Source organism: Streptomyces sp. NPDC045899, from assembly GCF_056431485.1.
The window spans coordinates 288,997-315,859 of sequence record NZ_JBWKKP010000009.1 but is presented as its reverse complement, the minus strand read 5'-3'; the positions used below and the strand labels follow the sequence as shown (position 1 = coordinate 315,859).

General features: G+C 71.6%; 21 protein-coding genes. 4 read left to right on the top strand and 17 right to left on the bottom strand.

Going from position 1 to position 26,863, the window contains the following annotated elements; translation table 11 throughout:
- Positions 1-43 precede the first annotated feature (43 nt).
- Positions 44-991, bottom strand: a complete 948-nt coding sequence (locus AC07FT_RS16625; protein ID WP_479176794.1) for a helix-turn-helix transcriptional regulator — start codon at positions 989-991, stop codon at positions 44-46.
- Between the two features lie 119 nt (positions 992-1,110).
- Between AC07FT_RS16625 and AC07FT_RS16620 the strand changes: the two genes are divergently transcribed.
- On the top strand, positions 1,111-2,595 hold the full coding sequence (locus AC07FT_RS16620; protein ID WP_479176793.1) for an MFS transporter: 1,485 nt from the start codon (positions 1,111-1,113) through the stop codon (positions 2,593-2,595).
- 126 nt (positions 2,596-2,721) lie between these two features.
- Here the strand turns inward: AC07FT_RS16620 and AC07FT_RS16615 are convergent, their stop codons facing one another.
- The 12 genes from AC07FT_RS16615 to hrcA all read right to left on the bottom strand — a co-directional run bounded on the left by AC07FT_RS16615 (position 2,722) and on the right by hrcA (position 16,958).
- The gene (locus AC07FT_RS16615) at positions 2,722-5,982 is read right to left on the bottom strand and encodes a beta strand repeat-containing protein (RefSeq protein ID WP_479176792.1); all 3,261 of its coding nucleotides are present in this window, start codon (positions 5,980-5,982) and stop codon (positions 2,722-2,724) included.
- 431 nt (positions 5,983-6,413) lie between these two features.
- The gene (locus AC07FT_RS16610; protein WP_471204465.1) at positions 6,414-7,727 is read right to left on the bottom strand and encodes a hemolysin family protein; all 1,314 of its coding nucleotides are present in this window, start codon (positions 7,725-7,727) and stop codon (positions 6,414-6,416) included.
- A complete protein-coding gene (gene ybeY / locus AC07FT_RS16605) occupies positions 7,724-8,221 on the bottom strand; it encodes an rRNA maturation RNase YbeY (protein WP_471204466.1) in 498 nt (165 codons plus the stop codon). Before ybeY ends, AC07FT_RS16610 begins: the two co-directional genes overlap by 4 nt.
- 12 nt (positions 8,222-8,233) lie before the next feature.
- A complete protein-coding gene (locus tag AC07FT_RS16600; RefSeq protein ID WP_254740364.1) occupies positions 8,234-9,238 on the bottom strand; it encodes a PhoH family protein in 1,005 nt (334 codons plus the stop codon).
- A 169-nt stretch (positions 9,239-9,407) separates the two neighbouring features.
- Positions 9,408-10,511 (bottom strand): PfkB family carbohydrate kinase, encoded by a 1,104-nt coding sequence (locus AC07FT_RS16595; RefSeq protein ID WP_471204469.1) that lies wholly within the window; start codon positions 10,509-10,511, stop codon positions 9,408-9,410.
- Between the two features lie 282 nt (positions 10,512-10,793).
- Positions 10,794-11,714, bottom strand: a complete 921-nt coding sequence (locus AC07FT_RS16590; RefSeq protein WP_479176791.1) for a ribonuclease Z — start codon at positions 11,712-11,714, stop codon at positions 10,794-10,796.
- A gap of 4 nt (positions 11,715-11,718) precedes the next feature.
- Positions 11,719-12,078 (bottom strand): histidine triad nucleotide-binding protein, encoded by a 360-nt coding sequence (locus tag AC07FT_RS16585; protein WP_254740370.1) that lies wholly within the window; start codon positions 12,076-12,078, stop codon positions 11,719-11,721.
- 124 nt (positions 12,079-12,202) lie between these two features.
- Positions 12,203-12,778, bottom strand: a complete 576-nt coding sequence (locus AC07FT_RS16580) for a hypothetical protein (RefSeq protein WP_479176806.1) — start codon at positions 12,776-12,778, stop codon at positions 12,203-12,205.
- 100 nt (positions 12,779-12,878) lie between these two features.
- Positions 12,879-13,622: a 16S rRNA (uracil(1498)-N(3))-methyltransferase gene (locus tag AC07FT_RS16575; RefSeq protein WP_479176790.1), complete on the bottom strand. Its 744-nt coding sequence runs from the start codon at positions 13,620-13,622 to the stop codon at positions 12,879-12,881.
- Positions 13,619-14,710: a nitronate monooxygenase gene (locus AC07FT_RS16570; protein WP_479176789.1), complete on the bottom strand. Its 1,092-nt coding sequence runs from the start codon at positions 14,708-14,710 to the stop codon at positions 13,619-13,621. The genes AC07FT_RS16575 and AC07FT_RS16570 overlap by 4 nt, the downstream gene beginning before the upstream one ends.
- A 97-nt stretch (positions 14,711-14,807) precedes the next feature.
- Positions 14,808-15,941 carry a molecular chaperone DnaJ gene (gene dnaJ / locus AC07FT_RS16565; protein WP_431770991.1) on the bottom strand — a complete coding sequence of 378 codons (1,134 nt, stop codon included), beginning with the start codon at positions 15,939-15,941 and terminating at the stop codon, positions 14,808-14,810.
- Complete coding sequence (hrcA, locus tag AC07FT_RS16560) at positions 15,942-16,958, bottom strand: heat-inducible transcriptional repressor HrcA (RefSeq protein ID WP_254740380.1); 1,017 nt, start codon at positions 16,956-16,958, stop codon at positions 15,942-15,944.
- A gap of 175 nt (positions 16,959-17,133) precedes the next feature.
- On the opposite strand from hrcA, the gene AC07FT_RS16555 reads away from it, so the two are divergent.
- Together AC07FT_RS16555 and AC07FT_RS16550 are read left to right on the top strand one after the other, a co-directional pair.
- Positions 17,134-17,871, top strand: a complete 738-nt coding sequence (locus tag AC07FT_RS16555; RefSeq protein WP_479176788.1) for an MBL fold metallo-hydrolase — start codon at positions 17,134-17,136, stop codon at positions 17,869-17,871.
- A gap of 22 nt (positions 17,872-17,893) precedes the next feature.
- Complete coding sequence (locus AC07FT_RS16550; RefSeq protein ID WP_479176787.1) at positions 17,894-18,721, top strand: DUF3097 domain-containing protein; 828 nt, start codon at positions 17,894-17,896, stop codon at positions 18,719-18,721.
- A 99-nt stretch (positions 18,722-18,820) separates the two neighbouring features.
- Here the strand turns inward: AC07FT_RS16550 and hemW are convergent, their stop codons facing one another.
- The 4 genes from hemW to lepA form a co-directional block, all read right to left on the bottom strand.
- Positions 18,821-20,053, bottom strand: coding sequence for a radical SAM family heme chaperone HemW (hemW, locus tag AC07FT_RS16545; protein WP_479176786.1), 1,233 nt, complete (start codon positions 20,051-20,053; stop codon positions 18,821-18,823).
- A 78-nt stretch (positions 20,054-20,131) separates the two neighbouring features.
- On the bottom strand, positions 20,132-22,129 hold the full coding sequence (locus AC07FT_RS16540; RefSeq protein WP_479176785.1) for a SpoIIE family protein phosphatase: 1,998 nt from the start codon (positions 22,127-22,129) through the stop codon (positions 20,132-20,134).
- 194 nt (positions 22,130-22,323) lie between these two features.
- Positions 22,324-24,213, bottom strand: a complete 1,890-nt coding sequence (locus AC07FT_RS16535) for an AMP-dependent synthetase/ligase (RefSeq protein ID WP_479176784.1) — start codon at positions 24,211-24,213, stop codon at positions 22,324-22,326.
- 286 nt (positions 24,214-24,499) lie between these two features.
- A complete protein-coding gene (gene lepA, locus AC07FT_RS16530; RefSeq protein ID WP_479176783.1) occupies positions 24,500-26,380 on the bottom strand; it encodes a translation elongation factor 4 in 1,881 nt (626 codons plus the stop codon).
- Between the two features lie 205 nt (positions 26,381-26,585).
- Between lepA and rpsT the strand changes: the two genes are divergently transcribed.
- Complete coding sequence (gene rpsT / locus AC07FT_RS16525) at positions 26,586-26,852, top strand: 30S ribosomal protein S20 (protein WP_432010763.1); 267 nt, start codon at positions 26,586-26,588, stop codon at positions 26,850-26,852.
- Positions 26,853-26,863: the final 11 nt, after the last annotated feature.

The window sequence follows — 26,863 nt, the reverse complement described above, 5'->3', positions numbered from 1 at the left end:
AGCATATGCGGGCGGTCCGGGCGGGCCGGGCGGCGGTCCGGGGTCAGCCCGGGACCGAGTACATCCCGCCGCGCCGCCCCTCCGGGGAGAGCAGCCACTCCAGCTTCGCCGTGGTCTCCTCGACGGTCTGCGCACCGGCCCCCGTCCCGGTGCCCTCGATCGGCATCGGATGGTGCATCACGATCGTCAGGTCGGGACGGGCCGGGACCCGCAGCTGCGTGGACTCGAATCGGAGCGCGCCCACCAGCGGATGGTGCAGCTCCTTGTACATCTGACCGCCGACCTGGATGTCCCGGCGCTCCCACAGCTCGGTGAACTCCGGGCTCAGCTCCGCCAGTTCGCGCACGATCTCGCCGAAGCCCTCGTCGTCCGGGTGGTCGGAGAGGGAGGCGCGGAACTGGGCGACGACCCAGGGCGCGTTCTCCGCCCAGCTCTGGGCACGGGCCCGGTAGACCGGGTCGGTGAAGAAGGTGAACAGGCAGTTCTGCGGCATGTCCGGACGGAAGCCGAGGACCATCGAGGCGCCGTCGTTGTAGGCGATCACGTTCCAGTAGCGGTCCATGATGTGCGCCGGGAACGGCATCCAGGCGTCGATCAGCCGCTGAAGCCCCTCGCACAGATGGTCCGTGCCGTACTCGGACGCGGGGACGGGCGGATTGAGCCCGGCCAGCACATAAAGGTGGCGGCGCTCGGGGTCGTTGAGCCGGAGCACCCGCGCGACCGCGTCCAGCACCTGCGGTGAGACGGTGATGTCCCGGCCCTGCTCCAGCCACTGGTACCAGGACGCGCCCACCCCGGCCAGGACCGCGACCTCCTCCCGGCGCAGTCCGGGCGTACGGCGGCGGCCGCCGTCCGGCAGGCCCGCGTCCGCGGGGCTGACCCGGGCCCGGCGGCTCATCAGGAAGTCCCGCAGCTCCTGGCGGCGATGCGACCTGCCGGTGGTCCCCGCCCCCGTCGTCGTCCCGGTCGTCGTCTCCGCGGCTGCCGCCATACCGTCCCCCTCCGCACCGGTCCGTCACCACCAGCATGCTCGCACCGAGACTGGTGGTGCGGCCAACAGGATAAGTGCCCGCTCCCCACGTCCTCGCGGATCATCCGAACCTGTTGACCATGGCGATCGATTCCTCCTCCGTCCTCTCCGAACCGACCGCCGGACGCGGTACCGCTCCCCCGGTCCCCGATCCGGCACCCCCGCGGCTGACCGGCCGCGCCAAGCTGATCCTGATGGTGCTGTGCGCCGCCCAGTTCATGGTGGCGCTGGACTTCTCGATCCTGAACGTGGCCCTCCCGGTGCTCGGCCGGGATCTGGGCATGGGCCAGTCCGACCTCCAGTGGGCGGTCACCGCCTTCGCGCTGCCCTCCGGCGGGTTCCTGCTGTTCTTCGGCCGGGTGGCCGATCTGTACGGGCGGCGCAAGCTGTTCCTCACCGGGCTCGCGCTGTTCACGGTGGCGTCCCTGCTGGCCACGCTGGCCTGGAACCCGGCCGTCTTCCTCGCCGCACGGGCTGTCCAGGGACTGGGCGCGGCGCTCATCGTGCCCACCGGTATGTCACTGCTCACCACCACCTTCGCCGAGGGCCCGCAGCGCGAACGCGCCCTGGGCATCAGCGGCACCCTGATGTCGCTGGGCTTCACCATCGGCATGGTGCTGGGCGGCGGGATGACCGACGCCCTCGGCTGGCGCTCCACGATGGGGCTGCTCACGGTCGCGGGGCTGCTGGTGCTGGCCGCCGCCCCGGCGCTGCTGACGGAGTCGCGGCATCCGCGGCGGCCACGGCTGGACGTACCGGGCGCGGTGACCGTCACCGGTGGACTGCTCGGTGTCATCTACGCCCTCTCCACGGCCGCCGAGCGCGGATTCGGCGGCACCGACGTGATCGTGTCGCTGGCCGGGGGCGCCCTGCTGCTGGTGGCGTTCGTCGTCGTGGAGTCACGGGCCGCGGAACCGCTGGTGTCGCTGCCGATGCTGCGCCGCCCCACCGTGGCCTGGGGCAATCTGGTCGGGTTGACCACCTTCGCCGCGATGAGCGCCGTCATCTTCCTGCTGACGCTGTACCTGCAGGAGGTGCTGGAGCTGTCCACGTTCGTCACCGGCCTGATCTTCGGTGTGCAGGGCGTCCTCTCGGCGGTCGCCGGGATGGTCGCGCCCAAGGTGATCGGCCGGTTCGGCGCCCGTCGCACCCTGGTCGGGTCGATGCTGATCCAGGCGGTGCTGACGGCCCTGATGGTGGGGCTGGGGGAACACGCCACCACCGGTGCCTGGCTGGCCATGACCGCGGTGGGCCTCGCCAGCGTGGCCCATCTGTGGGTGATCGTCTCCTATGGCGTGATCGCCACCTCCGGACTGCCGGATCATGAACAGGGCCTGGCCACCGGGCTGGTGACCAGTTCCCAGCAGATCGGGCTCACCGTGGGCATCCCGCTGCTGAGCGCCCTCGCCTCGGCCCGTATCGCCGCGCTGCGCGACGGGGGCACGGGCTTCGCGGCCGCGACCCTGGACGGTGTGCGGCTGGGCATCGGCGTCGACGCCGCGGTGGTCGCGCTGATCGCGCTGGCGGCCGCCTTCGGGCTGCGCGCACGCCGCACTCGCGGCTGACGGCGCGCGCACCACAGCTGCGCCGGGCCGCTGGACGCGGTCCGGCGCAGCTGTGGGTGGGTCAGCGTGTGCCCTCCCCCGAGCCGCCTGTGAGCGGGACGGCCCGGGGGAAGGTGCGCATGGGCCTCACGGGTAGAACGGATACGCCTGGAACGTCAGGGTGGCGTTGGCCGAGGCCGGGCTCAGACCGGGCGCCCCGGCGAACGAGGCCGTGTAGCTGGAGGCCGAGAGCACGGTCGGCGGCACGGTCACGTTGGTGAGCGTCGCGACCCCGCTGGCGTTGGTCACGGCGCTGCCCAGGGTGATCGGGCCGGTGGCGCTGTTGGCCCTGAAGGTGATGGTCCGCCCCGGCAGCGGGTTGTTGGAGCTGTCCCTGAGCGTGGCGCTCAGGGTGGGGATGACCAGCGTTCCGTTGATCCGCAAACGGATCATCGCCGGGGTCGCCGTCAGCGTGGTGGGCGTGGTACCCGTGGTGCCCACGCTCTGGACGAGTGTGGCGGACGAGGTGCTGTAGCAGGTGTCGCCGCCATAGGTGGCGACCACCGTGTGCGGGCCGCTGGTGAGCGCGTTGGTGCTCACGCTGGCCTGTCCGGAGGCGTTGAGCGTGCCCGTCAGGGTGGGCCCACCGCTGATCACGAAGGTCACGGTGCCGGTCGGGACGCCCGTGCCCGGGGACACCGGGGCCACGGTCGCGGTGAAGGTGACCGTCTGCCCGACCATCGACGGGTTGGGCGAGGAGGTGAGCGTGGTGGTGGTGGGCGTCGCGTTGACGGTGACCGTTCCGGTGGTGGTCGAACCCGCCACCCCGGCGTTGCCGCCGTACTCCACCGTCACCGTGTGCGGGCCCACGCCCAGGCCGTTGGCCGTGACGCAGGCCGAACCGCTGGCGTTGAGCGTGCCGGTCAGCGTCGGGCCACCGGGGATGGTGAAGGTCACCGTGCCGGTCGGGACGCAGGTACCGGGCGCCGTGGTGGTCACCTGGGCGCACAGGCTCACCGACTGGCTGCACACCGACGGGTTGGGGGTGATGGTCAACGTGGTCGTGGAGTTTGCCTGGTTGACGGTGACCGAACCAGTGGCCATCGAGCCCGCGACGCCTCCGCCGCCCGCGTAGGAGGCGGTGACGGCATGGGTGCCGACGGGGATGGCCGTGGTGGTCGCACACGCCTGACCGCTCGCGTTGAGTGTGCCGGTCAGCGTCGGCCCGCCCGCGATGGTGAAGGTCACCGTGCCGGTCGGGACGCAGGTACCGGGCGCCGTGGTGGTCACCTGGGCGCACAGGGTCACTGCCTGGCCGCACACCGACGGTTCGGGGCTCACCGTCAGCGCCGTGGTGGAGTTCGCCTGGTTCACATTGACCGTTGCCGTCCCGACGGAGCCCACGACCCCCGTGGAGCCCGCGTACCCCGCCGTAACGGTGTGGCTGCCGACGGGGATGGCGGTGGTGGTCACGCACGCCAGGCCGTTGGCGTCGAGCGTGCCGGTCAGCGTCGGACCACCGGAGATCACGAAGGTCACGTCCCCGGTCGGCACACAGGTGCTCGGCGAACCGACCGTCACCTGGGCGCAGATCGTCACCGACTCACCGCAGACCGAGGGGTCGGGCGCGACCGTCACCGCGGTGGACGAGACGCCAGGGTTCACGGTGACCGTGCCCGTCGTACTGGAGCCCGCGACACCGGTGTTACCGGGGTAGTCGACCATGACGGCATGGCTGCCGACGGAGATGTCACTGGTGGTGACGCATGCCTGGCCAGTGGCGTCGAGCATGCCGCTCAGCGTGGGCCCGCCCGCGATGGTGAAGGTCACATTGCCGGTCGGCACACAGGTTCCCGGCTGGCCCACGGTCACCTGGGCGCACAGGGTCACTGCCTGGCCGCACACCGACGGTTCGGGGTTCACGTTCAGCGCCGTGCTGGAGGTCGCCTGGTTGACCGTCAGCGGGACGTTGGCGCTGGAGCCCTGGACGTCGGCGTTGCCCTCATAGGTGGCGGTCACGGTGTGGCTGCCGACGGGGATGGCGGTGGTGGTCACGCACGCCAGGCCGTTGGCGTCGAGCGTGCCGGTCAGCGTCGGACCACCGGAGATCACGAAGGTCACGTCCCCGGTCGGCACACAGGTGCTCGGCGAACCGACCGTCACCTGGGCGCAGATCGTCACCGACTCACCGCAGGACGAGGGGTTGGGCGTGACCGTCACCGCGGTGGTCGAGGTGCCCTGGTCCACGGTGACCGACGTGGTGCCCGTGGAGCTCTGGACGTCGTCGTCGCCCTCGTAGGTGGCGGTCACGGTGTGGTTGCCCGCCCCCAGGGCCGTAGTGGTCACACACGCCATTCCGGTGGCGTCCAGGGTCCCGGTCAGCGTCGGACCACCGGAGATCACGAAGGTCACATCACCGGTCGGCACACAGGTGCTCGGCGAACCGACCGTCACCTGGGCACAGAGCGTCACCGCCGTGCCGCAGGACGCCGGGTTCGGCGACGCCGTCACCGTGGTGGTCGAGGTGCCCGGGTCCACCGTGACGGTGCCTGTCGTACTGACGCCCGCGACGCCGTCGTCGCCCGAGTACGTGACCGTGACCGTGTCCGTGCCGACGGGGAGTTCGTCCGTCGTCACACAGGCCTGGCCACTGGCATTGACCGTCGCGTTCAGCGTCGGGCCGCCGGTGACCGAGAAGGTCACCGAACCCGTCGGGGTACAGGTGCCGGGCTCCTCGACCGTCACCTGGGCGCACATCGTCACCGGCTCACCGCAGGACGAGGGGTCCGGTGTCGCGGTGAACGCCACCGTGGACGTCGCCTGGTTGACGGTGAGCGGCACCAGGGCGGAGTTGGAGGGGGAGAAGCCCGGGTCACCGCTGTAGAAGGCGGCGACGAGGTGTGCGCCCACCTCCAGGCCGGGGACGGTGACCGATGCCTGTCCGGCGGCGTCCAGGGGCTGGACCAGCGCCGGGCCGTCGTCGCTGACGATGAAGGTGACCGAGCCGGTGGGGACGGCGCCCGGGGGCACGGTGGCCACCGTGGCGCTCAGCGTCACGTCCTGCCCGCACACCGCGGGGTTCGGCGACACGGTGAGGGTGGTGGTCGTCACCGCCGCGTTGACCTGCTGGATGTTGGTACCGGTCGAGGGATCGAGATTGGCGTCACCGCTGTAGGTGGCGGTGACCGTGTGGGGACCCACACTCAGGGAGCTGGTGGTGAACGACGCCTGGCCGGCCCCGTCGACGGGGACGGTCACGGGAGCTCCGGCGTCCACGGTGAAGTCGACGGTACCGATCGGTGTGAACGCCCCGGGTGGTACCGAGGCGACGGTCGCGGTGAAGGTGACGGTCTGGCCGAAGACCGAGGGGTTCGGCGTGGACGTCACCGCAGTGGTCGAGGCAGCCATGAGAGTGGCCCTTTCCCGTTGCGGTATGAAATGGGCCGCCACGGCCCCCGCGAGGTGTTTCCGCGGGGGCCGTGTCCATCTGTTCGGGGGTGCCCATACGGCCGACCGTCTACGTCAAGTAGACAAGCCGACTGTCCCCCGACAGAGGTATGGGCGACCCATCAGTCGGTATCTGCAAGTAAGCAGGGGTCTAGGCCAGATGGACCAGGGTGCGGGGGCTCTTTCCACCCGGATGGCGCAGCGCGGCCCCGCGCGCTCCGTTGCGCGGGCGTGCCGGGGTGCCGCGGCGCGGATACGGCCGCGCCCAGGCGGCCGGGGCGCGTGGGTGAGCGCATACGAGCGTGGGGGCGACGCACAACACCGCGCCGCGGCCAACCCGGTGGGGGTGGACCGCGGCGCGGTGAGGACCGTACGTGGTGTCGGCGGCGGGGTCAGGACTCCGGTTCGGCGGCGGCGGTCTCCCGGACCGGTTCGACCAGCACCGTGACGATGCGGTTGCGGCGCCCGGCCGGGGACTCGGCCGTCAGCCGCAGGGCCTTCAGCGCCGGGTCCGTACCGCCCTCGGGGACGTCGACCTCGGCCGTGGCGCCCGCGATCGGCACCCGGCCCAGGGCCTTGGCGAGCAGTCCGCCGACCGTCTCGACGTCCTCGTCCTCCAGGTCCGTGCCGTACAGCTCGCCCAGGTCGCCGAGGTCGAGCCGGGCGGTGACCCGGTGGGTGCCGTCGCCCAGGTCCTCCACGGGCGGCAGCTCCCGGTCGTACTCGTCGGTGATCTCACCGACGATCTCCTCGAGGATGTCCTCGATGGTCACGATCCCGGCCGTGCCGCCGTACTCGTCGATGGCGACGGCCACGTGATTGCGGTCCTGCTGCATCTCGCGCAGCAGATCGCCCGCGTTCTTGGTGTCCGGTACGAAGGCGGCGGGCCGCATCGCGGTGGAGACCAGCTCGGACTCGGCCTCGCGGTTGATATGCGTCTTGCGGACCAGGTCCTTGAGGTAGACGATCCCGACGATGTCGTCCTCGTTCTCCCCGGTGACCGGGATCCGGGAGAAGCCGGAGCGCAGCGCCAGGGTGAGCGCCTGCCGGATGGTCTTGTAGCGCTCGATGGCGACCAGGTCGGTGCGCGGCACCATCACCTCGCGCACCAGGGTGTCGCCGAGTTCGAAGACGGAGTGGACCATACGCCGCTCCTCGTCCTCGATCAGCGACTCCTGCTCGGCGAGGTCGACCAGGGCGCGCAGCTCGGCCTCGGAGGCGAACGGGCCCTTGCGGAACCCCTTTCCGGGCGTGAGCGCGTTGCCGAGGAGGATCAGCAGCGGCGGGATCGGGCCCATCACACGGGCCAGCGGGATCAGGACGTAGGCGGCCGCGGTCGAGGTGTTCAGCGGGTGCTGGGCGCCGATGGTGCGCGGTGAGACGCCGACGGCGACGTACGACACCAGGACCATGACGCCGATGGCGACCGTCAGCGCCTTCCAGGTCTCGGGGAACTCCTGCAGACAGGCGTAGGTGACCATCGCGCCCGCCGCCACCTCGCAGGCCACCCGGACCAGCAGCGCGACATTGAGGTAGCGGGTGGGGTCCTCGGCGACATGCATCAGCTTGGCGCTGCCCCGCCGCCCGGTGCGCACGGCCTCCTCGGCGCGGAACCGGGTGGTGCGCGCCAGACCCGCCTCGGCGCACGCCGCCAGCCAGGCGACCACCACCAGCAGGACGGCCGCCGCGATGAGCTGCCCGCTCATCGGGTCGTGGGAGCCGGGGAGGGGCCGGTCAGACCGTACTCGGCGCGCCAGCCGTCGATGATCGCGGCCTGGAGGCCGAACATCTCGGCCCGCTCGTCCGGCTCCTCGTGGTCGTAGCCGAGGAGGTGGAGAACACCGTGGACGGTGAGCAGCTGGAGCTCCTCGTCCATGGAGTGTCCGGTCGGCGCCTCCTCGCCCTGCCTCCGGGCCACTTCGGGGCAGAGCACGATGTCACCGAGGAGGCCCTGCGGGGCCTCCTCGTCGTCCTTCACGGGCGGCCGCAGCTCGTCCATCGGGAAGGACATCACATCGGTCGGACCCGGCAGGTCCATCCACTGGATGTGGAGCTGCTCCATGGCGTCGGTGTCAACGACGATCACCGAGAGCTCGGAGAGCGGGTGGATGCGCATCCGGGCCAGGGCGTAGCGGGCGACGTCCAGCACCGCCCGCTCATCGATGTCCGTGCCGGATTCGTTGTTGACGTCGATCGCCATGGGGCTTCGTGATTACTTTCCGTTGCGGCTGTCGTACTGGTCGTACGCGTCGACGATACGGCCGACCAGCTTGTGCCGGACCACATCGGTACTGGTGAGCATGGAGAAGTGGACGTCGTCGACACCGTCAAGGATCTCCCGCACCTGACGCAGACCGCTCTTGGTCCCGCCGGGCAGGTCGATCTGGGTGATGTCACCCGTGATCACGATCTTGGAGTCGAAGCCGAGGCGGGTGAGGAACATCTTCATCTGCTCGGGGTTCGTGTTCTGCGCCTCGTCGAGGATGATGAACGCGTCGTTGAGCGTCCGGCCGCGCATATACGCCAGCGGTGCGACCTCGATCGTGCCCGCGGCCATCAGACGGGGGATGGAATCGGGGTCGAGCATGTCGTGCAGCGCGTCGTACAGCGGCCGCAGATAGGGATCGATCTTCTCGTAGAGCGTGCCGGGCAGGAACCCGAGCCGCTCCCCCGCCTCGACCGCGGGACGGGTCAGGATGATCCGGGTGACCTGCTTGGACTGGAGCGCCTGGACCGCCTTGGCCATCGCCAGATAGGTCTTGCCGGTGCCCGCGGGGCCGATGCCGAAGACGACCGTGTGCTTGTCGATGGCGTCGACATAGCGCTTCTGGTTGAGCGTCTTGGGACGGATGGTGCGGCCGCGGTTGGAGAGGATGTTCTGGGTGAGCACCTCGGCGGGCGTCTCCTCCGCCTCGCCCTCCCCGTTCTCCGCCGCGCGCAGCATGGAGATCGAGCGCTCCACCGCATCCTCCGTCATCGGTTGACCGGTGCGGAGCACCAGCATCATCTCGTCGAACAGGCGCTGGACGAGGGCGACTTCCTTCGGATCCCCCGTCGCGCTGACTTCATTGCCCCGCACGTGGATATCGGTCGCCGGGAACGCATTCTCGATCACACGCAGCAGCGAGTCCCCCGATCCCAGCACCATCACCATCGGGTGCTTGTTCGGGACCGTGAACTGCGCATGCGCCTGCCGTGCTGTGGTTGGTTGCGTCATGGGCCGGCTCTCGGGCCTGCTCCTACCTCCTGTGCAAGCGGTTCTCGCCGCGCGACAACCTCGGGATACCAGGGTACGACGGAGCACCGACAAGACCCGAGCGCTTTTACTCCGTACCCGTCCATCACACCACCCCCGGGGACCGGCGCCACGGCCGGGCCCGGGGCGGTCACGCCTGGCGGAAGCCGATGGTGGGGACGGCACGGCGCAGCGGCCAGGGGCGGGCGGCGCCCGGCAGTATCCGGTCCAGGAAGGCGTAGCGGCGCAGCGGCTGCTCGTCGTAGGCGCGGGTGTGCTGCCACCAGGCGGCGATCTCGACCCAGCCGGGCGCGGACAGCGAACCGCCGAACTCCTGGACGGAGAGCGCGGCGGTCAGCCCGGCGAAGGCGAGCCGGTCGGCCAGCGGCCAGTCGGCGAGGGTGCCGGTGACGAAGCCCGCCACGAACACGTCCCCGGCGCCGGTCGGATCCAGCGCCTCCACGGCGATCGCGGGCACCTCGGCGGTCTCGCCGGTACGGCCGTCCACCGCGTAGGCCCCCTCGGCGCCCAGGGTGACGACCGCGAGCGGTACGCGGTCGGCGAGCGCACGGGCGGCGGCGCGCGGGCAGTCGGTGCGGGTGTAGCTCATGGCCTCGGCCGCGTTCGGCAGGAACGCCTCGCAGTGCTCCAGATCGGCGAGGTCGGCCGGGTCCCAGCGGCCGGTGTCGTCCCAGCCGACGTCCGCGAAGACCCGGCTGCCCTTGCGCGCGGCCTCCGCCACCCACTCCTCGCGGCGCCCGGGGACGAGCGAGGCGATGGCGGCGCGGGCCGGGGGCGGGCAGCTGGGGGCGAGTTCCTCGGGCGGTGGTGCCTCATGGCCGTGGGAGACCATCGTGCGCTCGCCCTCGTAGGCCATCGAGACGGTCACCGGGGAGTGCCAGCCCGGGATGGTCCGGGACAGCTCCAGGTCGATCCCCTCCCCGCGGTCGAGCGCGTCCCGGCAGTAGTCGCCGTAGTGGTCGTCGCCGAAGGCGGCCGCCAGTGAGGTGCGCAGTCCCAGCCGGGCCAGGGCGGTGGCCATGTTGGCGACGCCGCCGGGGCTGGACCCCATGCCGCGCGCCCAGGACTCGGTGCCGCGGATCGGCGCGGAGTCCAGGCCGGTGAAGATGATGTCGAGGAAGACGGTGCCTGTCAGATAGACATCGCAGGCCGGATCGCCGGGCCCGCGAACGGCCGCGAGCGGGTCGAGCAGGGGACGGCCCGCCGCGTGCTCGTCGCCGTCATATGTCGTCACCGTGTGCTCCCAGGTCGAACCGGTCGTGATCGGCACCCCCGCGGCCGTGCCGCGGCCACGGGGAAGCGGGTGCCGCCAGTGTGCCCGAAACCACCCCTCGGCGGGCGGCGCGCGGCCCGCCGCCGGGGGCGGTCCGCCACGGCCCGCGCACCGCCCGGCGGGCACCTGGCAGCGAGGGCGCACGGCCCGCAGCACGCCCCGGCCGCACTCCCTCCCGCCGCCGGAGGGCCCACGGGCCGGGGCGCGGGGCCACCCGGAACCACCGCACCCCCAAGCGCCGCCTCAGCGGCGTTTGGGCACGGCCACGGTCATCAGGTCCTGCGCCACCGTCAGCTCCCCCTCGAAACCCGCGGCGCGGGCCTGGCGTTCGAAGTCGGAGGGGTCCCCGTAGCGCTGGGAGAAGTGGGTCAGGACGAGATGGCGGACGCCCGCCCCGGCCGCCAGCCGGGCCGCCTGTCCGGCGGTGAGATGGCCGTACTCGACGGCCAGCGACTCGTCCTCGTCCAGGAAGGTGGACTCGATGACCAGCAGGTCGCACCCCTGCGCCAGGGCGTACGCGCCGTCGCACAGCCGGGTGTCCATGACGAAGGCGAAGCGCTGGCCGCGGCGGGCCTCGCTGACCTCCTCCAGGCTGATCGTGCGCCCGTCCCGCTCCAGCCCGCCGTTCCGCTGGAGGCGGCCGATGTCCGCGCCGCGGACGCCGAGCTCCGCGAGCCGCTCGGGCAGTATGCGGCGGCCGTCGGGCTCGACCAGCCGGTAGCCGTAGGACTCGACCGGATGCGAGAGCCGGGCGGTCTCCAGCGTGTAGGCGGGGGTCCGGGCGATCACCCCGCCCTCGCCCTCGACCGGTTGCTCGGTCAGCGGCACCGTCTCGCGGTACGCGGTGGCGTAGCGCAGCCGCTCGAAGAAGCGCTGTCCGCTCGCCGGGTAGTGCGCGGTCACCGGATGCGGCACCTTGTCCAGGTTGATCCGCTGGATCACTCCGGAGAGCCCCAGCGCGTGGTCCCCGTGGAAGTGGGTGACGCAGATCCGGTCGATGTCATGCGCGGCGACACGGGCCCGCAGCATCTGGCGCTGGGTGCCCTCGCCGGGATCGAAGAGCAGTCCGTCGCCGTCCCACCGCAGGAGATAGCCGTTGTGGTTGCGGTGCCGGGTGGGGACCTGGCTGGCGGTGCCGAGGACGACCAGTTCGCGTGCGGACACCGGACTATCCGGGGGGCCAGTTGAGGCCGCGGCCGCCCAGTACGTGGGCGTGTGCGTGGAATACGGTCTGCCCGGCGCCGGAGCCGGTGTTGAACACCACGCGGAAGCCGGTGCCGTCGATCTTCTCCTCGGCCGCCACCGCGCCCGCCTCGCGCAGCACATCGGCGGTGATCTGCGGTTCGGCCGTGGCGAGGGAGGCGGCGTCCGGGTAGTGCACCTTGGGGATCACCAGGACGTGGGTCGGCGCCTGGGGGTTGATGTCGCGGAAGGCGACCGTGGTGTCGGTCTCGCGGACCACGGTGGCCGGCACCTCCCCCGAGACAATCTTGCAGAACAGGCAGTCGGCCTGCGGTTCTCCCGCCACCGGTGGCTCCTCGTGGATCGTCGGCTGATACGGACCGGATGGTACCGGGACGCCCCGCCGACGGTGCGCGCGAATCCCCTCGCCCCGGCCGCCCCGCCCGATTCCGCCCGCCCCCGGGCCGCCGCTACTTGCCCTGGGTGCCCTCGGTCGTCCGGTGGTCCAGGGGGTAGCTGCGGTGCGGTTCGGGGCGGCTGGTCTCACGGTCGTCGCCCCGGCCGTCATCCCGGCCCGAGCCCCGGTCGTCGTCCCCGCCCTCGCACTCCCCGATCACCCGGGCCTCGAAGGCCCGGTGTCCGTCCACGGAAGCCGTCAAGTGCCCCCGGACGCAATGGTTCTTGCGCACGAAGGTGACCCGGCCGCTCACCTCGATCTTCTTGTCGCTCACGGTCTCACCGCGGCAGTCGACCGAGGCGTCGGTCTCGGTGCCCTCGTCCCGTTCGCGGTTGGCGTCGTCCGAGGCCGAAGCACCGGCCGTGCGGCCGCTCTTCAGATCCGCGTTGCAGGTCAGCCAGCGGACCTCGACCCCGCCCTTGTCCAGGGCGCGGGAGGCGACCTTGTCGGTGGTGACCGCGACGACGATCGAACTGACCCCGTTGTCCTCGGGGTCGCACCCGGTCACCGCGACGGCGGCCGCGGCCGATACCGCGACGGCCAGGAGCGGACGACCGTACCGATGCCTTACATGGCTCAATGCCCCCATAGGGGACAGGTTCCCACCGAGCGCGGCGAACCGGAAGACCATCGTCGGCCACCGTGGCCCGGCCGGGGCAGGCTCCGGGGGCACGGGCCCTGCCGGGGGCTCAGCCCCAGCGGCCGGTACGCCCCAACAGCAGCGCCGCGGCCGCCGTTCCGGCCGTCGACGTGCGCAGAACGCTCGGACCCAGCCGGTACGGTGCCGCGCCCGCCGCCGCGAAGGCCGTCAACTCCTCGGGCGAGACTCCCCCTTCGGGACCGACCACGAGCACGATCTCACCGCCGGCGGGCAGTTCGGCCGTGGCCAGCGGGGCGCTGCCTTCTTCATGGAGCACGGCCGCGAAATCGGCGTCGGCCAGAAGTCGGGCAACCTGCTTGGTCGTCATCGCGTCCGCGACCTCGGGGAAGGTCAGCCGGCGGGACTGCTTGCCCGCCTCACGGGCGGTCGCCCGCCACTTGCCGAGCGCCTTCAGCCCGCGCTCGCCCTTCCACTGGGTGACACAGCGGGCCGCGGTCCACGGCACGACGGCGTCCACCCCGGTCTCGGTCATGGTCTCCACGGCCAGTTCACCGCGGTCGCCCTTGGGGAGGGCCTGCACCACGGTGATCCGCGGGCTGGGCGGCTCGTCGTGACGCACCCCGGCCACCTCCACCAGCAGCCGGTCCTTGCCCTCGACGGCCGCCACGGTGCCGGAGACGCCCGTACCGAGGCCGTCGGTGAGCACCACGGACTCGCCGACGCGCAGCCGCCGTACGGAGACGGCGTGCCGCCCCTCGGGCCCCTGCAGCGCGACGCGGGTCCCCGCGGCCGCTCCCTGGAGGGAGTCGGCCACGAACACCGGGGCTGTCACCGGGCCTCGCCGTGGAACGTCCCGGCGGTCAATCCGGCGCGCGCCGCGTCCAGTTCGGCGGCAAGGGTCTCCACCAGCTTCCCCGCGGGCAGCTCACGCGCCAGCCGGTGGCCCTGTCCGGCCCACAGCGCCATGCCCTGCGGATCGCCCTGCTTGGCCGCGGCCTTGCGCAGCCCGGAGGTGAGGTGGTGCAGCTGGGGGTAGGCCGCCGGGGCGTACGGGCCGTGGTCGCGGATGAAACGGTTGACCAGGCCCCGGGCCGGACGCCCGGAGAAGGCCCGGGTCAGCTCGGTCCGGCCGAACATCGGGTCCGTCATGGCGCGCTTGTGCAGGGCGTTGGCCCCCGATTCGGGGGTGACCAGGAACGCGGTGCCCAGCTGGGCCGCGCTCGCCCCCGCGGCCAGCGCCGCCGCGATCTGCGCACCGCGCATCAGCCCGCCCGCGGCGATGACCGGGATCCGCACGGTCTCGCGGACCAGCGCGATCAGCGACAGCAGTCCGAGTCCGCCACCCATGCCGTCCTCGGCCGGGTCGTTGCGGAAACCGCCCTGGTGGCCGCCCGCCTCCACGCCCTGCACACAGAGCGCGTCGGCGCCCGCCCACTGGGCGGTCTGCGCCTCGACCGGCGAGGTCACCGTCACGACGGTGCGGGTACCGGCCGCGGCCAGCGCGCCCAGCACCTCACGGGTGGGGCAGCCGAAGGTGAACGAGACCACCGGCACCGGGTCCTCGAGCAGGATCGCCAGCTTCGCCTCGTACGCGTCGTCGGCCCCCGCGTCGGGGTCGCCGAGCGGTGTCTCGTACCAGGTGGACTCACCCGCGAGCTGCTCGCGGTAGACCTCGACGGCGGCCGGGTCCGCGGTGGGCGGCTGCGGCATGAAGAGGTTGACCAGGAAGGGGCGGCCGGTCAGCCCGCGCAGCTGTTTGATCTCTTCGTACATCGCCTCCGGGGTCTTGTACCCGGCGGCGAGGGAACCGAGGCCACCGGCCTCGGAGACGGCGGCGGCCAGCGGAGGGCAGGAAGCCCCGCCCGCCATCGGCGCCTGCACGATCGGATACCGAAAGAGATCGGTCAGTGCGGAGGGCATGGCCACATCGTGTCATGCGCTCCACACCGAACGGCAACCGGACTCCGGCCGCGACGGCGGTCGCGGCCGGAGCGTCCGGGCCTGCGGCCGGGGACACCTAGCGCCCGTTGAACGCATCCTTCAAACGCGAGAACAACCCCTGCTGCCCCGGCTTGAACTCGCCGGTGGGGCGCTCCTCGCCGCGCAGCTTGGACAGGCGGCGCAGCAGCTCCTCCTGCTCCGCGTCCAGCTTGGTCGGGGTGGTCACCTCGACATGGACGATCAGATCGCCCCGGCCGCCGCCCCGCAGATGGGTGACACCGCGCTGGTGCAGCGGGATCGACTGGCCGGACTGGGTGCCGGGCCGGATGTCGACCTCCTCCAGGCCGTCCAGCGTCTCCAGCGGCACCTTGGTGCCGAGCGACGCCGCCGTCATGGGGATGGTCACCGTGCAGTGCAGATCGTCGCCGCGGCGCTGGAAGACCGGGTGCGGGACCTCGTGGATCTCCACGTACAGATCGCCCGCCGGGCCGCCTCCCGGCCCGACCTCGCCCTCGCCCGCCAGCTGGATCCGGGTGCCGTTGTCCACACCGGCCGGGATCTTCACCGTCAGCGTGCGGCGCGAACGGATCCGTCCGTCACCGGCGCACTCCGGGCACGGGGTCGGCACCACGGTGCCGAAGCCCTGGCACTGCGGACACGGCCGCGAGGTCATGACCTGGCCCAGGAAGGAGCGGGTCACCTGGGAGACCTCACCGCGGCCCCGGCACATGTCACAGGTCTGCGCCGAGGTGCCCGGCGCGGCGCCCTCGCCGCTGCACGTGGTGCACACCACCGCGGTGTCGACCTGGATGTCCTTGGTGGTCCCGAACGCGGCCTCGCTGAGCTCCACGTCGAGACGGATCATGGCGTCCTGGCCGCGCCGGGTGCGGGACCGCGGTCCGCGCTGCGAGGCGGTGCCGAAGAACGCGTCCATGATGTCGGAGAAGTTGCCGAAGCCCGCGCCGAAGCCACCGGCGCCGCCTCCGCCCGCACCCGACATCGGGTCCCCGCCGAGGTCGTAGACCTGCTTCTTCTGCGGGTCCGAGAGCACCTCGTAAGCGGCGTTGATCTCCTTGAACCGCTCCTGGGTCTTCGGGTCCGGGTTCACATCCGGGTGCAGCTCACGCGCGAGCCGGCGGAATGCCTTCTTGATCTCGTCCTGCGAGGCATCACGCCGCACGCCCAGGACTGCGTAGTAGTCCGTCGCCACTTACGACTCCGCCAGGATCTGTCCGACGTAACGTGCCACTGCGCGTACCGCTCCCATCGTTCCGGGGTAGTCCATGCGGGTCGGTCCGACCACGCCGAGTTTGGCGACGGCCTCGTCGCCCGAACCGTAGCCGACCGCGACCACCGAGGTGGAATTCAGCCCCTCGTGAGCATTCTCATGCCCGATGCGCACGGTCATACCCGAGTCCTTGGCCTCGCCCAGCAGTTTGAGGAGGACGACCTGCTCCTCGAGCGCTTCCAGAACGGGCCGGATCGTCAGGGGGAAATCATGCCCGAAACGCGTGAGGTTCGCGGTGCCGCCGATCATCAGCCGCTCCTCGGTCTCCTCCACCAGCGTCTCGAGGAGGGTCGCCAGCACGGTCGTGACCGTCCCCCGGTCCTCCTGTTCGAAGGACTCCGGGAGATCCTGCACCAACTGCGGCACATCCGCGAACCGCCGCCCCACGACACGGCTGTTGAGCCGGGCCCGCAGATCCGCGAGGGACTCCTCGCTCACCGGCGAGGGGCAGTCCACCATGCGCTGCTCGACCCGGCCGGTGTCGGTGATCAGCACCAGCATCACCCGGGCCGCGGCCAGCGGCAGCAGCTCCACGTGGCGCACCGTCGAACGGGTCAGCGACGGGTACTGCACCACCGCGACCTGCCGGGTCAGCTGCGCCAGCAGCCGGACCGTGCGGCCCACCACGTCGTCGAGGTCCACCGCGCCGTCCAGGAAGTTCTGGATGGCCCGGCGCTCGGGTGTGGACAGCGGCTTCACTCCGGCCAGCTTGTCCACGAAGAGGCGGTAGCCCTTGTCGGTGGGGATTCGTCCGGCGCTGGTGTGCGGCTGGGCGATGAAGCCCTCGTCCTCCAGCGCGGCCATGTCGTTGCGGACCGTGGCCGGGGAGACCCCCAGCCGGTGGCGCTCGGTGAGTGCCTTGGAGCCGACCGGCTCCTCGGTGCCCACGTAGTCCTGGACAATGGCACGCAGCACCTCGAGTCTGCGTTCGCTGAGCACCCGCGCACCTCCAGTCCAGCGGTCTCTTCAGGTGGTCCCCCTGGCACTCAACGGTCACGAGTGCCAGAACCCCTCCGCCAGTGTACGGCGGGGTGCGGTGGCCGGGGCAAGAGCCGACGTGTGGCGGAGCCCGCACGACCCGCCACGCTATCGCCCGAGGAGCTAGCGTCTCGGTATGGAGACGTGTTGGGAAGAGTCGCGGTGGCAGGAGGCGGGCTGGGAGACCATCGCCGCCGGGGTGGCGCGACTGCGCATGCCCGGCTGGGACGAGACCATCGGCGTGGTCGTCGGGCGCACGGACGTACTCGTGGTGGACACCGGCGCCACGCTCCGTGACGGGGCCGCGCTGCGCACCCAGATCACCCGGCTCGCCGGGATGCGCCCCACCCGGATCGCGCTCACCCATCCGCATTTCGACCACGTCCTGGGCACGGCCGCCTTCTCGGGCTGCGAGGTGTACGGGGCGGCGGGCCTGGACGAACTGCTGCGCTCGGAGCGGGAGGAACTGCGCGAGAGCGCCATCCGGCAGGGCGTGGACCGGGGAGCCGCCACCGAGGCCGCGGACCATCTGGTCCTCCCCCACCACCTGGTCTCCGGGGAGCTCACCCTCGACCTGGGCGACCGGCGGGTGCTGCTGGCGAACGTGGGCCCCGGGCACTCCGCCCATGACCTGGCGGTCCTGGTCCCCGGCCGGCCCGAGGTGGTCTTCTGCGGCGATCTGGTCGAGGAGTCCGGTCCGCCGCAGGCGGGGAGTGACGCGATCCCCTCGCGGTGGCCCGCCGCCCTGGACCGGCTGCTGGAGCTCGGCGGCGAGGAGGCGCGGTACGTACCGGGCCACGGATCGGTGGTGGACGCGGAGTTCGTCCGCACCCAGCGTGACGAACTGGCGGCCCGCTTCGGCGTGTCCGGCTAGACGCGCGGCTATCGTCAGCCGGATGCGCAGCCGATACGACGACCCGGACCTGACCCCGCCGTGGAAGCGGTCACAGCCCGCCCCGGAGGTCCCCGCCGAACCGGACCTCGTCGTGGAGGAGGTCAGCACCGGGTTCTGCGGGGCGGTGATCCGCTGCGAGAAGACCGCGCAGGGTCCGACGGTCACTCTGGAGGACCGCTTCGGCAAACATCGCGTCTTCCCCATGGAGCCGCGCGGCTTCCTGCTCGAGGGCAAGGTGGTCACGCTCGTGCGCCCGCGCGCGACGGCCCCCTCCGCGCCCCGGCGCACGGCCTCGGGGTCCCTCGCGGTACCGGGGGCGCGGGCGAGGGTGGCCCGCGCGGGGCGGATCTATGTCGAGGGGCGCCATGACGCGGAGCTGGTGGAGCGGGTCTGGGGCGACGACCTGCGCATCGAGGGCGTGGTCGTCGAGTACCTGGAGGGTGTGGACGACCTCCCCGCCATCGTCCGGGAGTTCGCGCCCGGTCCGGACGCGAGGCTGGGCGTCCTGGTCGACCATCTGGTGCCGGGCTCCAAGGAGTTCCGGATCGCCGCCGGGGTCACCGGTGACCACGTCCTGGTCGTCGGCCACCCCTACATCGACATCTGGGAAGCGGTGAAACCGTCCTCGGTGGGCATCGCCGCCTGGCCCGGGGTCCCGCGCGGCCAGGACTGGAAGACGGGCGTCTGCCGCGCCCTGGGCTGGCCGGAGAACACCGGCGCCGCCTGGCAGCGCATCCTCTCCTCGGTCCACTCCTACAAGGACCTGCGCCCCGAGCTCCTGGGCCGGGTGGAGGAGCTGATCGACTTCGTGACGGTGGGGGTCAGCTGAGTGTCCGGAACGCGCTGGTTTCCAGCGTGAAGTCCAGCGCCTCGCACTCAGCGTGCTCACGCCACTACCGCGCCCTCGACCGCCGTCACCCTTCGCGTATCAGTCCACCAGATCGCGCACCACCGCGTCGGCCAGCAGCCGCCCCCGCAGCGTGAGCACGGCCCGGCCCTGCCGGTACGGCTCGGGGTCCAGCAGGCCGTCCGCCAGGGCCCGCTCCGCGGCCGCCGCGCCCGCGGGGCGGAGCAGGTCGAGGGGGCAGCCTTCGGAGAGCCGCAGCTCCAGCAGGACGCGTTCGACGCGGCGCTCCTCGTCGGCCAGCAGCTCGCGGCCCGCGCCGGGCGACCGGCCCTCGCCGAGGGCCTGGGCGTACGCGCCGGGGTGCTTCACGTTCCACCAGCGGACACCGCCCACATGGCTGTGGGCGCCGGGCCCCGCGCCCCACCAGTCGGCGCCGCGCCAGTACAGCTCGTTGTGGCGGCAGCGGCCCTCGGGCGTGGTCGCCCAGTTGGACACCTCGTACCAGTCGAAACCGGCGGCCGAGAGCAGTTCCTCGGCGATCAGATAGCGGTCGGCGTGCACATCGTCGTCGGTCATCGGCACCTCGCCGCGCCGGATCCGGCGGGCCAGCTGGGTGCCCTCCTCGACGATCAGCGCGTAGGCCGAGACATGGTCCGGCCCGGCGCCGAGGGCGGCTTCCAGGGAGGCCCGCCAGTCGTCGTCGCTCTCGCCCGGGGTGCCGTAGATCAGGTCGAGGTTCACATGGTCGAAGCCCGCGGCCCGCGCCTCGGCGACACACTGCTCGGGGCGGCCGGGGGTGTGGGTGCGGTCCAGCACCTTCAGCACGTGCCGGCGGGCGCTCTGCATCCCGAAGGAGACCCGGTTGAACCCGGCCTCGCGCAGCTCCGCCAGATAGCGCGGATCCACCGACTCCGGATTGGCCTCGGTGGTGATCTCGGCACCGTCCGCCAGTCCGAACTCCTCGCGGACGGCCGCGAGCATCCGGCCCAGGTCGGCCGCGGCCAGCAGGGTCGGGGTCCCGCCGCCCACGAACACGGTCTCGACCGGGCGCGGGTCGTCGCCCAGCACCTTGCGTGCGAGCCGCACCTCCTCGGTGACCTGCTCGGCGTAGTTGTCCCGCGAGGCCAGCACCCCGCCGGAACCGCGCAGCTCACTGGCGGTGTAGGTGTTGAAGTCGCAGTACCCGCAGCGCGTGGCGCAGTAGGGCACGTGCAGATAGAAGCCCAGCGGGCGCCGCACGGCCCCGGCGAGCGCGGCGGGGGGCAGCGCTCCGTCCTCGGGCATGGGCTCACCATCGGGCAGTACGGAAGGCATGCAACCTATTGTCGGCCATCGCCCCCGGTCCACCCGCCGCCCCCGCCCGCGGCGGCGGTGAGCGGGCTGGTGGCGCGGTCAGAGGGCCTTCAGGACGAGCATCGCCAGGTCGTCGTCGGGCGGCTCCGCCGCGAAGGCGTGCACCGCCTCCCGCAGCCGCTCCGCGACCGCGCGGGCGCTCAGCCCCGCGCAGGAGGCGAGCACCGCCGCGAGCCCCTCCTCGTCGTCGAACTGGCGGCTGCCCGATCGGTGCTCGGTCACCCCGTCCGTGACGCACAGGAGCGTCTCACCGGGCGAGAGGTCAAACGTTTCACTCTCGTACGCGGCATCGTCCACGACGCCCAGCAGTATCTGCGGCTCGGCGACGGTGCGCACCGAGCCGTCCGGCCGCAGCACCAGCGGCAGCGGATGGCCCGCGCTGGCGAGGGTGCAGCGCAGCCCGCCCCCGGTGCCGTCCCCGCCGCCCAGCGGCTCCAGCTCCCCGTACAACAGCGACAGGAAGCGGGCCATACCGCCGCCCGGCGGCAGCCCCGAGCCGACGAGTCCGGCGTCCACCAGCTCCGCGACGCCGACACCGACCCCGGCCGCCTCCACGCCCGCGACCACCGCCTCGGCAGCACCTTCGACCGCCGCTTCCACCGCCTCCTCGCCGAGCAGCTGGTTGAGCCGGTCGAGGACCTCCCCGACGCCGTACCCCTCGCGGGCCAGCAGCCGGAGCCAGGGACGCACCAGGCCGGTCACCACGGCCGCCTCGGGGCCGTTGCCGCAGACGTCGCCCAGGACGAAGCCCCAGCGGCCGTCACGGGCCGGGAAGACGTCGTAGAAGTCGCCCCCGGCGGAGATCTCGCCGGTGGGCTCGTAGACGACCGCCGACTCGACGCCGGGGATGCGCGGGATACCGGAAGGCAGCAGTCCGCGCTGGAGGACCCGGCTGATGTCGGCCTGCCGGGTGTAGCGGCGGGCGGAGGCCAGCGCCAGGGCGACCCGGCGGGCGAAGTCCTCGATCAGCCCGACGACCTCGCCGGGCATCCGCACCAGCCCGGCGCGCCCCATCAGCAGCGTGCCCATCGCCCGGCCGCCCGCGATCAGCCGGCAGGCCAGGGCGGCGCCGCCGGGCCCGTACGCGGCGGGGTCGGCGGGCCACGGCCACTCCACGGCGTCGCCGCGCGCGGCGGCGGGCAGATGGGGCGGTTCCTTCTCCAGGACCCGCCGCAGCTCCTCCAGGCGGCTCTCGCTGGCGTGCCAGACCCGCACCAGCCGCGACGGACCGCTCACGGCGTCCAGCCACACCGCGCACCAGTCGGCGAGCCGCGGCACCAGCAGCTGGACGGCGAGCGAGGTCACCAGCTCCTCGTCGAACTGTCCGGCGAGCATGTCGGACGCCTCGGCGAGGAAGGAGAGCGCACCGTGCCGGGCCCACTCGGGGTCGTGGCGGCGGGCGGGGGCCCGCCGGGGCGCGGGGGCGATCAGCTCGACGGGGCGCGCCTCGCGCGGCAGGGCGCGCTCGGCGAGCCGGGCGGTGTCCCGGCCGGGGCCGTCGTACCCCGCGGCCACCGGGCCGTCCTCCACGTCCGCGCTGACGGCGAGCTGGAACCACACGGTCTTGCTGGTGCGCCGGTAGGTGGTGCCCCAGGCCTCGGCGGCCCCGGCCACCAGCCGCAGCCCGAGGCCGCCGGCGTACTCCGGCTCCTCCCCGTCCGGGGGCTCACCGCGCAGCACCCGGGTGGGGTGGTGGTCGGTCACCTCCACGACCAGCGAGGGCGGTTCGCCCTCGTGGCCGGGGACGTCCAGCGCACAGCTGAGCTCGACGGCCGTACCGGCGTGCACCACGGCGTTGGTGACCAGCTCGCTCACCAGCAGGACGGCCTCGTCCGCGACCCGTTCGGTGATCCGGTCGGCGGCGGGCACCTCCAGCGCGGCCCAGTCCGCGAGGGCGGCCCGGACGAACCGCCGCGCGGCGGAGGCCGCGAGCGGGGTTCCGGGCAGGCTGGCGCGGGCCGACGCGCTGGTCCGGACGGGGCCCACGCCCCCGGCCGGTACAGCCACCCCGCCGGTGTCGACCGGCCCGCCAGACATGGCGAAAGATGACGTCCCCACTGTGCGGCTCCTGAGAAGCTCCGTCATAGTGCCGTATCCGCATCCGGTGCGAACGGCACCGGCAGGGACAGCGTGACAGACGGACCGCCCTCATATGCACTGAGTTACGCAAGTGAGCCGCGATGAGGGAAAAATTCCCGTGCCCGGCACAACCGGGCACGGTGAACTTCCCGTCAGACCTCCCGGGTACCGGCGTACATGTCCTCGATCAGGTCCTTGTACTCACGCTCGACCACCGGTCGCTTGAGCTTCAGACTGGGCGTCAACTCACCGTGCTCCACGTCCAGATCGCGCGGCAGCAGCCGGAACTTCTTGATCGTCTGCCAGCGCTGGAGCCCCTCGTTGAGCCGCTGCACATAGCCGTCGATCAGCTGCCGCACCTCGTCGGTGGCGACCACCTCGGCGTAGGACCTGCCCTCCAGGCCGTGTTCCTTGGCCCAGCCCATGATGGTCGGCTCGTCGAGGGCGATGAGCGCGGTGCAGTAGTTCCGGTCGGCGCCGTGCACCAGGATGTTGGAGACGAACGGGCAGACGCCCTTGAACTGGCCCTCGACCTCCGCCGGGGCCACGTACTTGCCGCCGGAGGTCTTGATCAGGTCCTTCTTGCGGTCGGTGATCCGCAGGTAGCCGTCGGGCGACAGCTCGCCGATGTCACCGGTGTGGAACCAGCCGTCGGACTCCAGCACCTGCGCGGTCAGGTCCGGCAGCCCGTGGTAGCCCTGCATGACGCCGGGGCCGCGCAGCAGGATCTCGCCGTCCTCGCCGAACCGCACCTCGGTACCGGGGAACGCCTTGCCGACGGTACCGGTGCGGTAGTCCACCGGGTTGAGGAAGCTGGCGGCGCTGGACTCGGTGAGGCCGTAGCCCTCCAGGATGTTGATCCCGGCGCCCGCGAAGAAGTAGCCGATCTCGGGCGCCAGCGCGGCCGAGCCGGACACCGCGGCGCGCAGCCGGCCGCCGAAGGCCTCGCGCAGCTTGCCGTAGACCAGCTTGTCGGCCAGGGCGTGCTGGGTCCTGAGGGCGAACGGGACCGAAGGGGTGCCGGTGCGGCGGAAGTTGTCCTGGTAGGTCTTGGCGTACTCCCGGGAGACCCCGGCCGCCCACTGGAAGATCTTGTACTTGGCCGCGCCGCCCGCGCGTGCCTTCCCGGCCACTCCGTTGTAGACCTTCTCGAAGATCCGCGGCACCGCGCACATATAGGTCGGACGGACCACCGGGAGATTCTCGATGATCTTGTCGACCCGGCCGTCCACGGCGGTGGTGTGACCGACGTAGATCTGCCCGGCGGTCAGCACCTTGCCGAAGACGTGCGCCAGCGGCAGCCACAGGTACTGCACGTCGTCGGCGTGGAGCAGCCCGTCGACACTGCCGATCGCGATGGCCATGTACGACCAGGAGTCATGCGCCAGCCGTACGCCCTTGGGGCGGCCGGTGGTGCCGGAGGTGTAGATGAGCGTGGCCAGCTGGTCGGCGCGCAGCGCGTCGATCCGCTCCCGCACGGCCTGGGGGTGCTGCTCCAGATAGGCCGCGCCCCGCTTCTCCAGCTCGGTGAGGGAGAGCACCCAGCCCTCCGGGTCGCCCGCGGCCGGGACCGCGTCATCGGCGTTGATCACCACCACATGGATCAGCTCGGGCAGCTGGTCGCGCTTCTCACGCACCTTGGCGAGCTGGGCGCCGTCCTCGGCGATCAGCACCCGGCTGCCGGAGTCGGACAGGATGAAGGCGGTCTCCTCGGCATTGGTGCTGGGGTAGACCGTGGTGGTCGCGGCGCCCGCGCAGAGCACGCCGAGGTCGCCGAGGATCCACTCCACCCGGGTGGCCGCGGCGAGCGCGACCCGCTCCTCCGGCCGGACGCCCAGACCCATCAGGCCGGCGGCGATGGCGAAGACCCGATCCGCGCTTTCACGCCAGGTCAGGGGGCGCCATTCGTCGGGGCCCGTGCCCGAGACGGCCGGGACCGGATAGCGGAACGCCTCCTTCTCAGGCGTCTTCTCGACGCGCTGAAGGAAGAGTGTCGCCAGGGACGGCGGCCGGTTCTCGAGCAAAGTCTGTGTGTCGGTCACGGCATCCTCCGGGGCCAGCCTCATTGCTTGGTGACTCGCGAGTAACCTTCGAGCAGTGATCAGCGTAAGGGCCGAATCCTTACCGCGTAAGGGGTTGTGGGTCACGTTGTTCAAACGACGACGGGCGGTGCGCCGCACCCTTCACACCTGGACGCACCGCACCTCTCCCACCATGGCAACGGGCCCGGCGCATCCTTCACACCAGGCCCACTGACCACACATTTCACGTCACTCGCCACACATCACGCGTGACGCGCCGCGCATCACATCACCGCGACGGCGCGCGTCACTTCTTCCCCTTGGCGTCCCCACCGTCGGAGTCGGAGGACAGCACCGCGATGAAGGCCTCCTGGGGCACCTCCACGCTGCCGACCATCTTCATCCGCTTCTTGCCCTCCTTCTGCTTCTCCAGCAGCTTCCGCTTACGGGAGATGTCACCGCCGTAGCACTTGGCGAGGACGTCCTTGCGGATGGCGCGGACCGTCTCACGGGCGATGACCCGGGAGCCGATGGCGGCCTGGATGGGCACCTCGAAGTTCTGCCGCGGGATGAGCTCGCGCAGCTTGGCGACCAGCCGGACGCCATAGGCGTACGCCTTGTCCTTGTGGGTGATCGCGGAGAAGGCGTCGACCTTGTCGCCGTGCAGCAGGATGTCGACCTTGACCAGGTCGGAGGTCTGCTCACCGGTGGGCTCGTAGTCCAGCGAGGCATAGCCGCGGGTCTTGGACTTCAGCTGGTCGAAGAAGTCGAAGACGACCTCGGCCAGCGGCAGGGTGTAGCGGATCTCGACCCGGTCCTCGGAGAGGTAGTCCATACCGAGCATGAGCCCGCGGCGGTTCTGGCACAGCTCCATGATCGCGCCGATGAACTCGCTCGGGGCGAGGATGGTGGCCCGGACGACCGGCTCGTGGACCGTGTCGATCTTGCCCACCGGGAACTCGCTGGGGTTGGTCACCGTGTGCTCGGTGCCGTCCTCCATGTCCACGCGGTAGACCACGTTGGGCGCGGTGGCGATCAGGTCCAGACCGAATTCGCGCTCCAGGCGCTCACGGATGACCTCCAGGTGCAGCAGCCCCAGGAAGCCGACGCGGAAGCCGAAGCCGAGCGCGGCCGAGGTCTCCGGCTCGTAGACCAGCGCGGCGTCGTTCAGCTGGAGCTTGTCCAGGGCCTCGCGCAGCTCCGGGTAGTCCGAGCCGTCCAGCGGATACAGCCCGGAGAACACCATCGGCTTGGGGTCCTTGTAGCCGCCCAGCGGCTCCTCGGCACCCTTGTGGAACTGGGTGATCGTGTCGCCGACCTTGGACTGGCGGACGTCCTTCACACCCGTGATCAGATAGCCCACCTCACCGACGGAGAGCCCGTCGGAGGGGGTCATCTCGGGTGAGTTGGTGCCGATCTCCAGCAGCTCGTGGGCGGCGCCGGTGGACATCATCTTGATCCGCTCACGCTTGTTGAGCGTGCCGTCCACGACCTTCACGTACGTCACGACGCCCCGGTAGGGGTCGTAGACCGAGTCGAAGATCATCGCGCGGGCGGGGCTGTCCTTGACGCCGACCGGGGCCGGGACCAGCTCCACGACCCGGTTCAGCAGCTCCGCGACGCCCTCGCCGGTCTTGGCCGAGACCTTCAGCACCTCGGCGGGGTCGCAGCCGATGAGGTGCGCCAGCTCGGCGGCGTACTTCTCGGGCTGGGCGGCCGGGAGGTCGATCTTGTTGAGGACCGGGATGATCGTGAGGTCGTTCTCCATCGCCAGATAGAGGTTGGCGAGGGTCTGGGCCTCGATCCCCTGCGCCGCGTCGACCAGCAGGATGCAGCCCTCACAGGCCGCGAGCGAGCGCGAGACCTCGTAGGTGAAGTCCACGTGGCCGGGGGTGTCGATCATGTTGAGGATGTGGGTGGCCGCCGCGGGCCCGCCCTCGTCCTGCTGGGGCGCCCAGGGCAGCCGGACGGCCTGGGACTTGATCGTGATGCCGCGCTCGCGCTCGATGTCCATGCGGTCGAGGTACTGCGCACGCATCTGTCGCTGGTCGACCACACCGGTCAGCTGGAGCATGCGGTCGGCGAGCGTCGACTTGCCGTGGTCGATGTGCGCGATGATGCAGAAGTTACGGATGAGAGCCGGGTCGGTACGGCTCGGCTCCGGCACATTGGTAGGGGTCGCGGGCACGCAGGGTCCTGTGTCTAGGCGGGACTCGGTGTAATCGGGGTTGTGTCAGTCCGTCCATGGTCCCATGACTGGCGAGCGCTTCCGGGTTTGGGACGCCACAGACCCTGCTGGTAACCTGGCCGACTGTGTCTCGTGCCGCCCCCGGGCGGCTCCGGGCACAGCATCACGACCAGCGAAATCCAACGAACCTGCAAAGGCTCTTTACGTGGCGAACATCAAGTCCCAGATCAAGCGCAACAAGACGAACGAGAAGGCCCGTCAGCGCAACAAGGCCGTCAAGTCCGAGCTGAAGACCGCCATCCGCCGCACCCGTGAGGCCGTGGCCGCCGGTGACGCCGAGAAGGCCACCGCCGCCGCCCGCACCGCCGCGCGCAAGCTGGACAAGGCCGTCAGCAAGGGCGTGCTCCACAAGAACAACGCCGCCAACAAGAAGTCGGCGCTCGCGCAGCAGGTCGCCGGCCTCAAGGGCTGACGTCCGGGGCT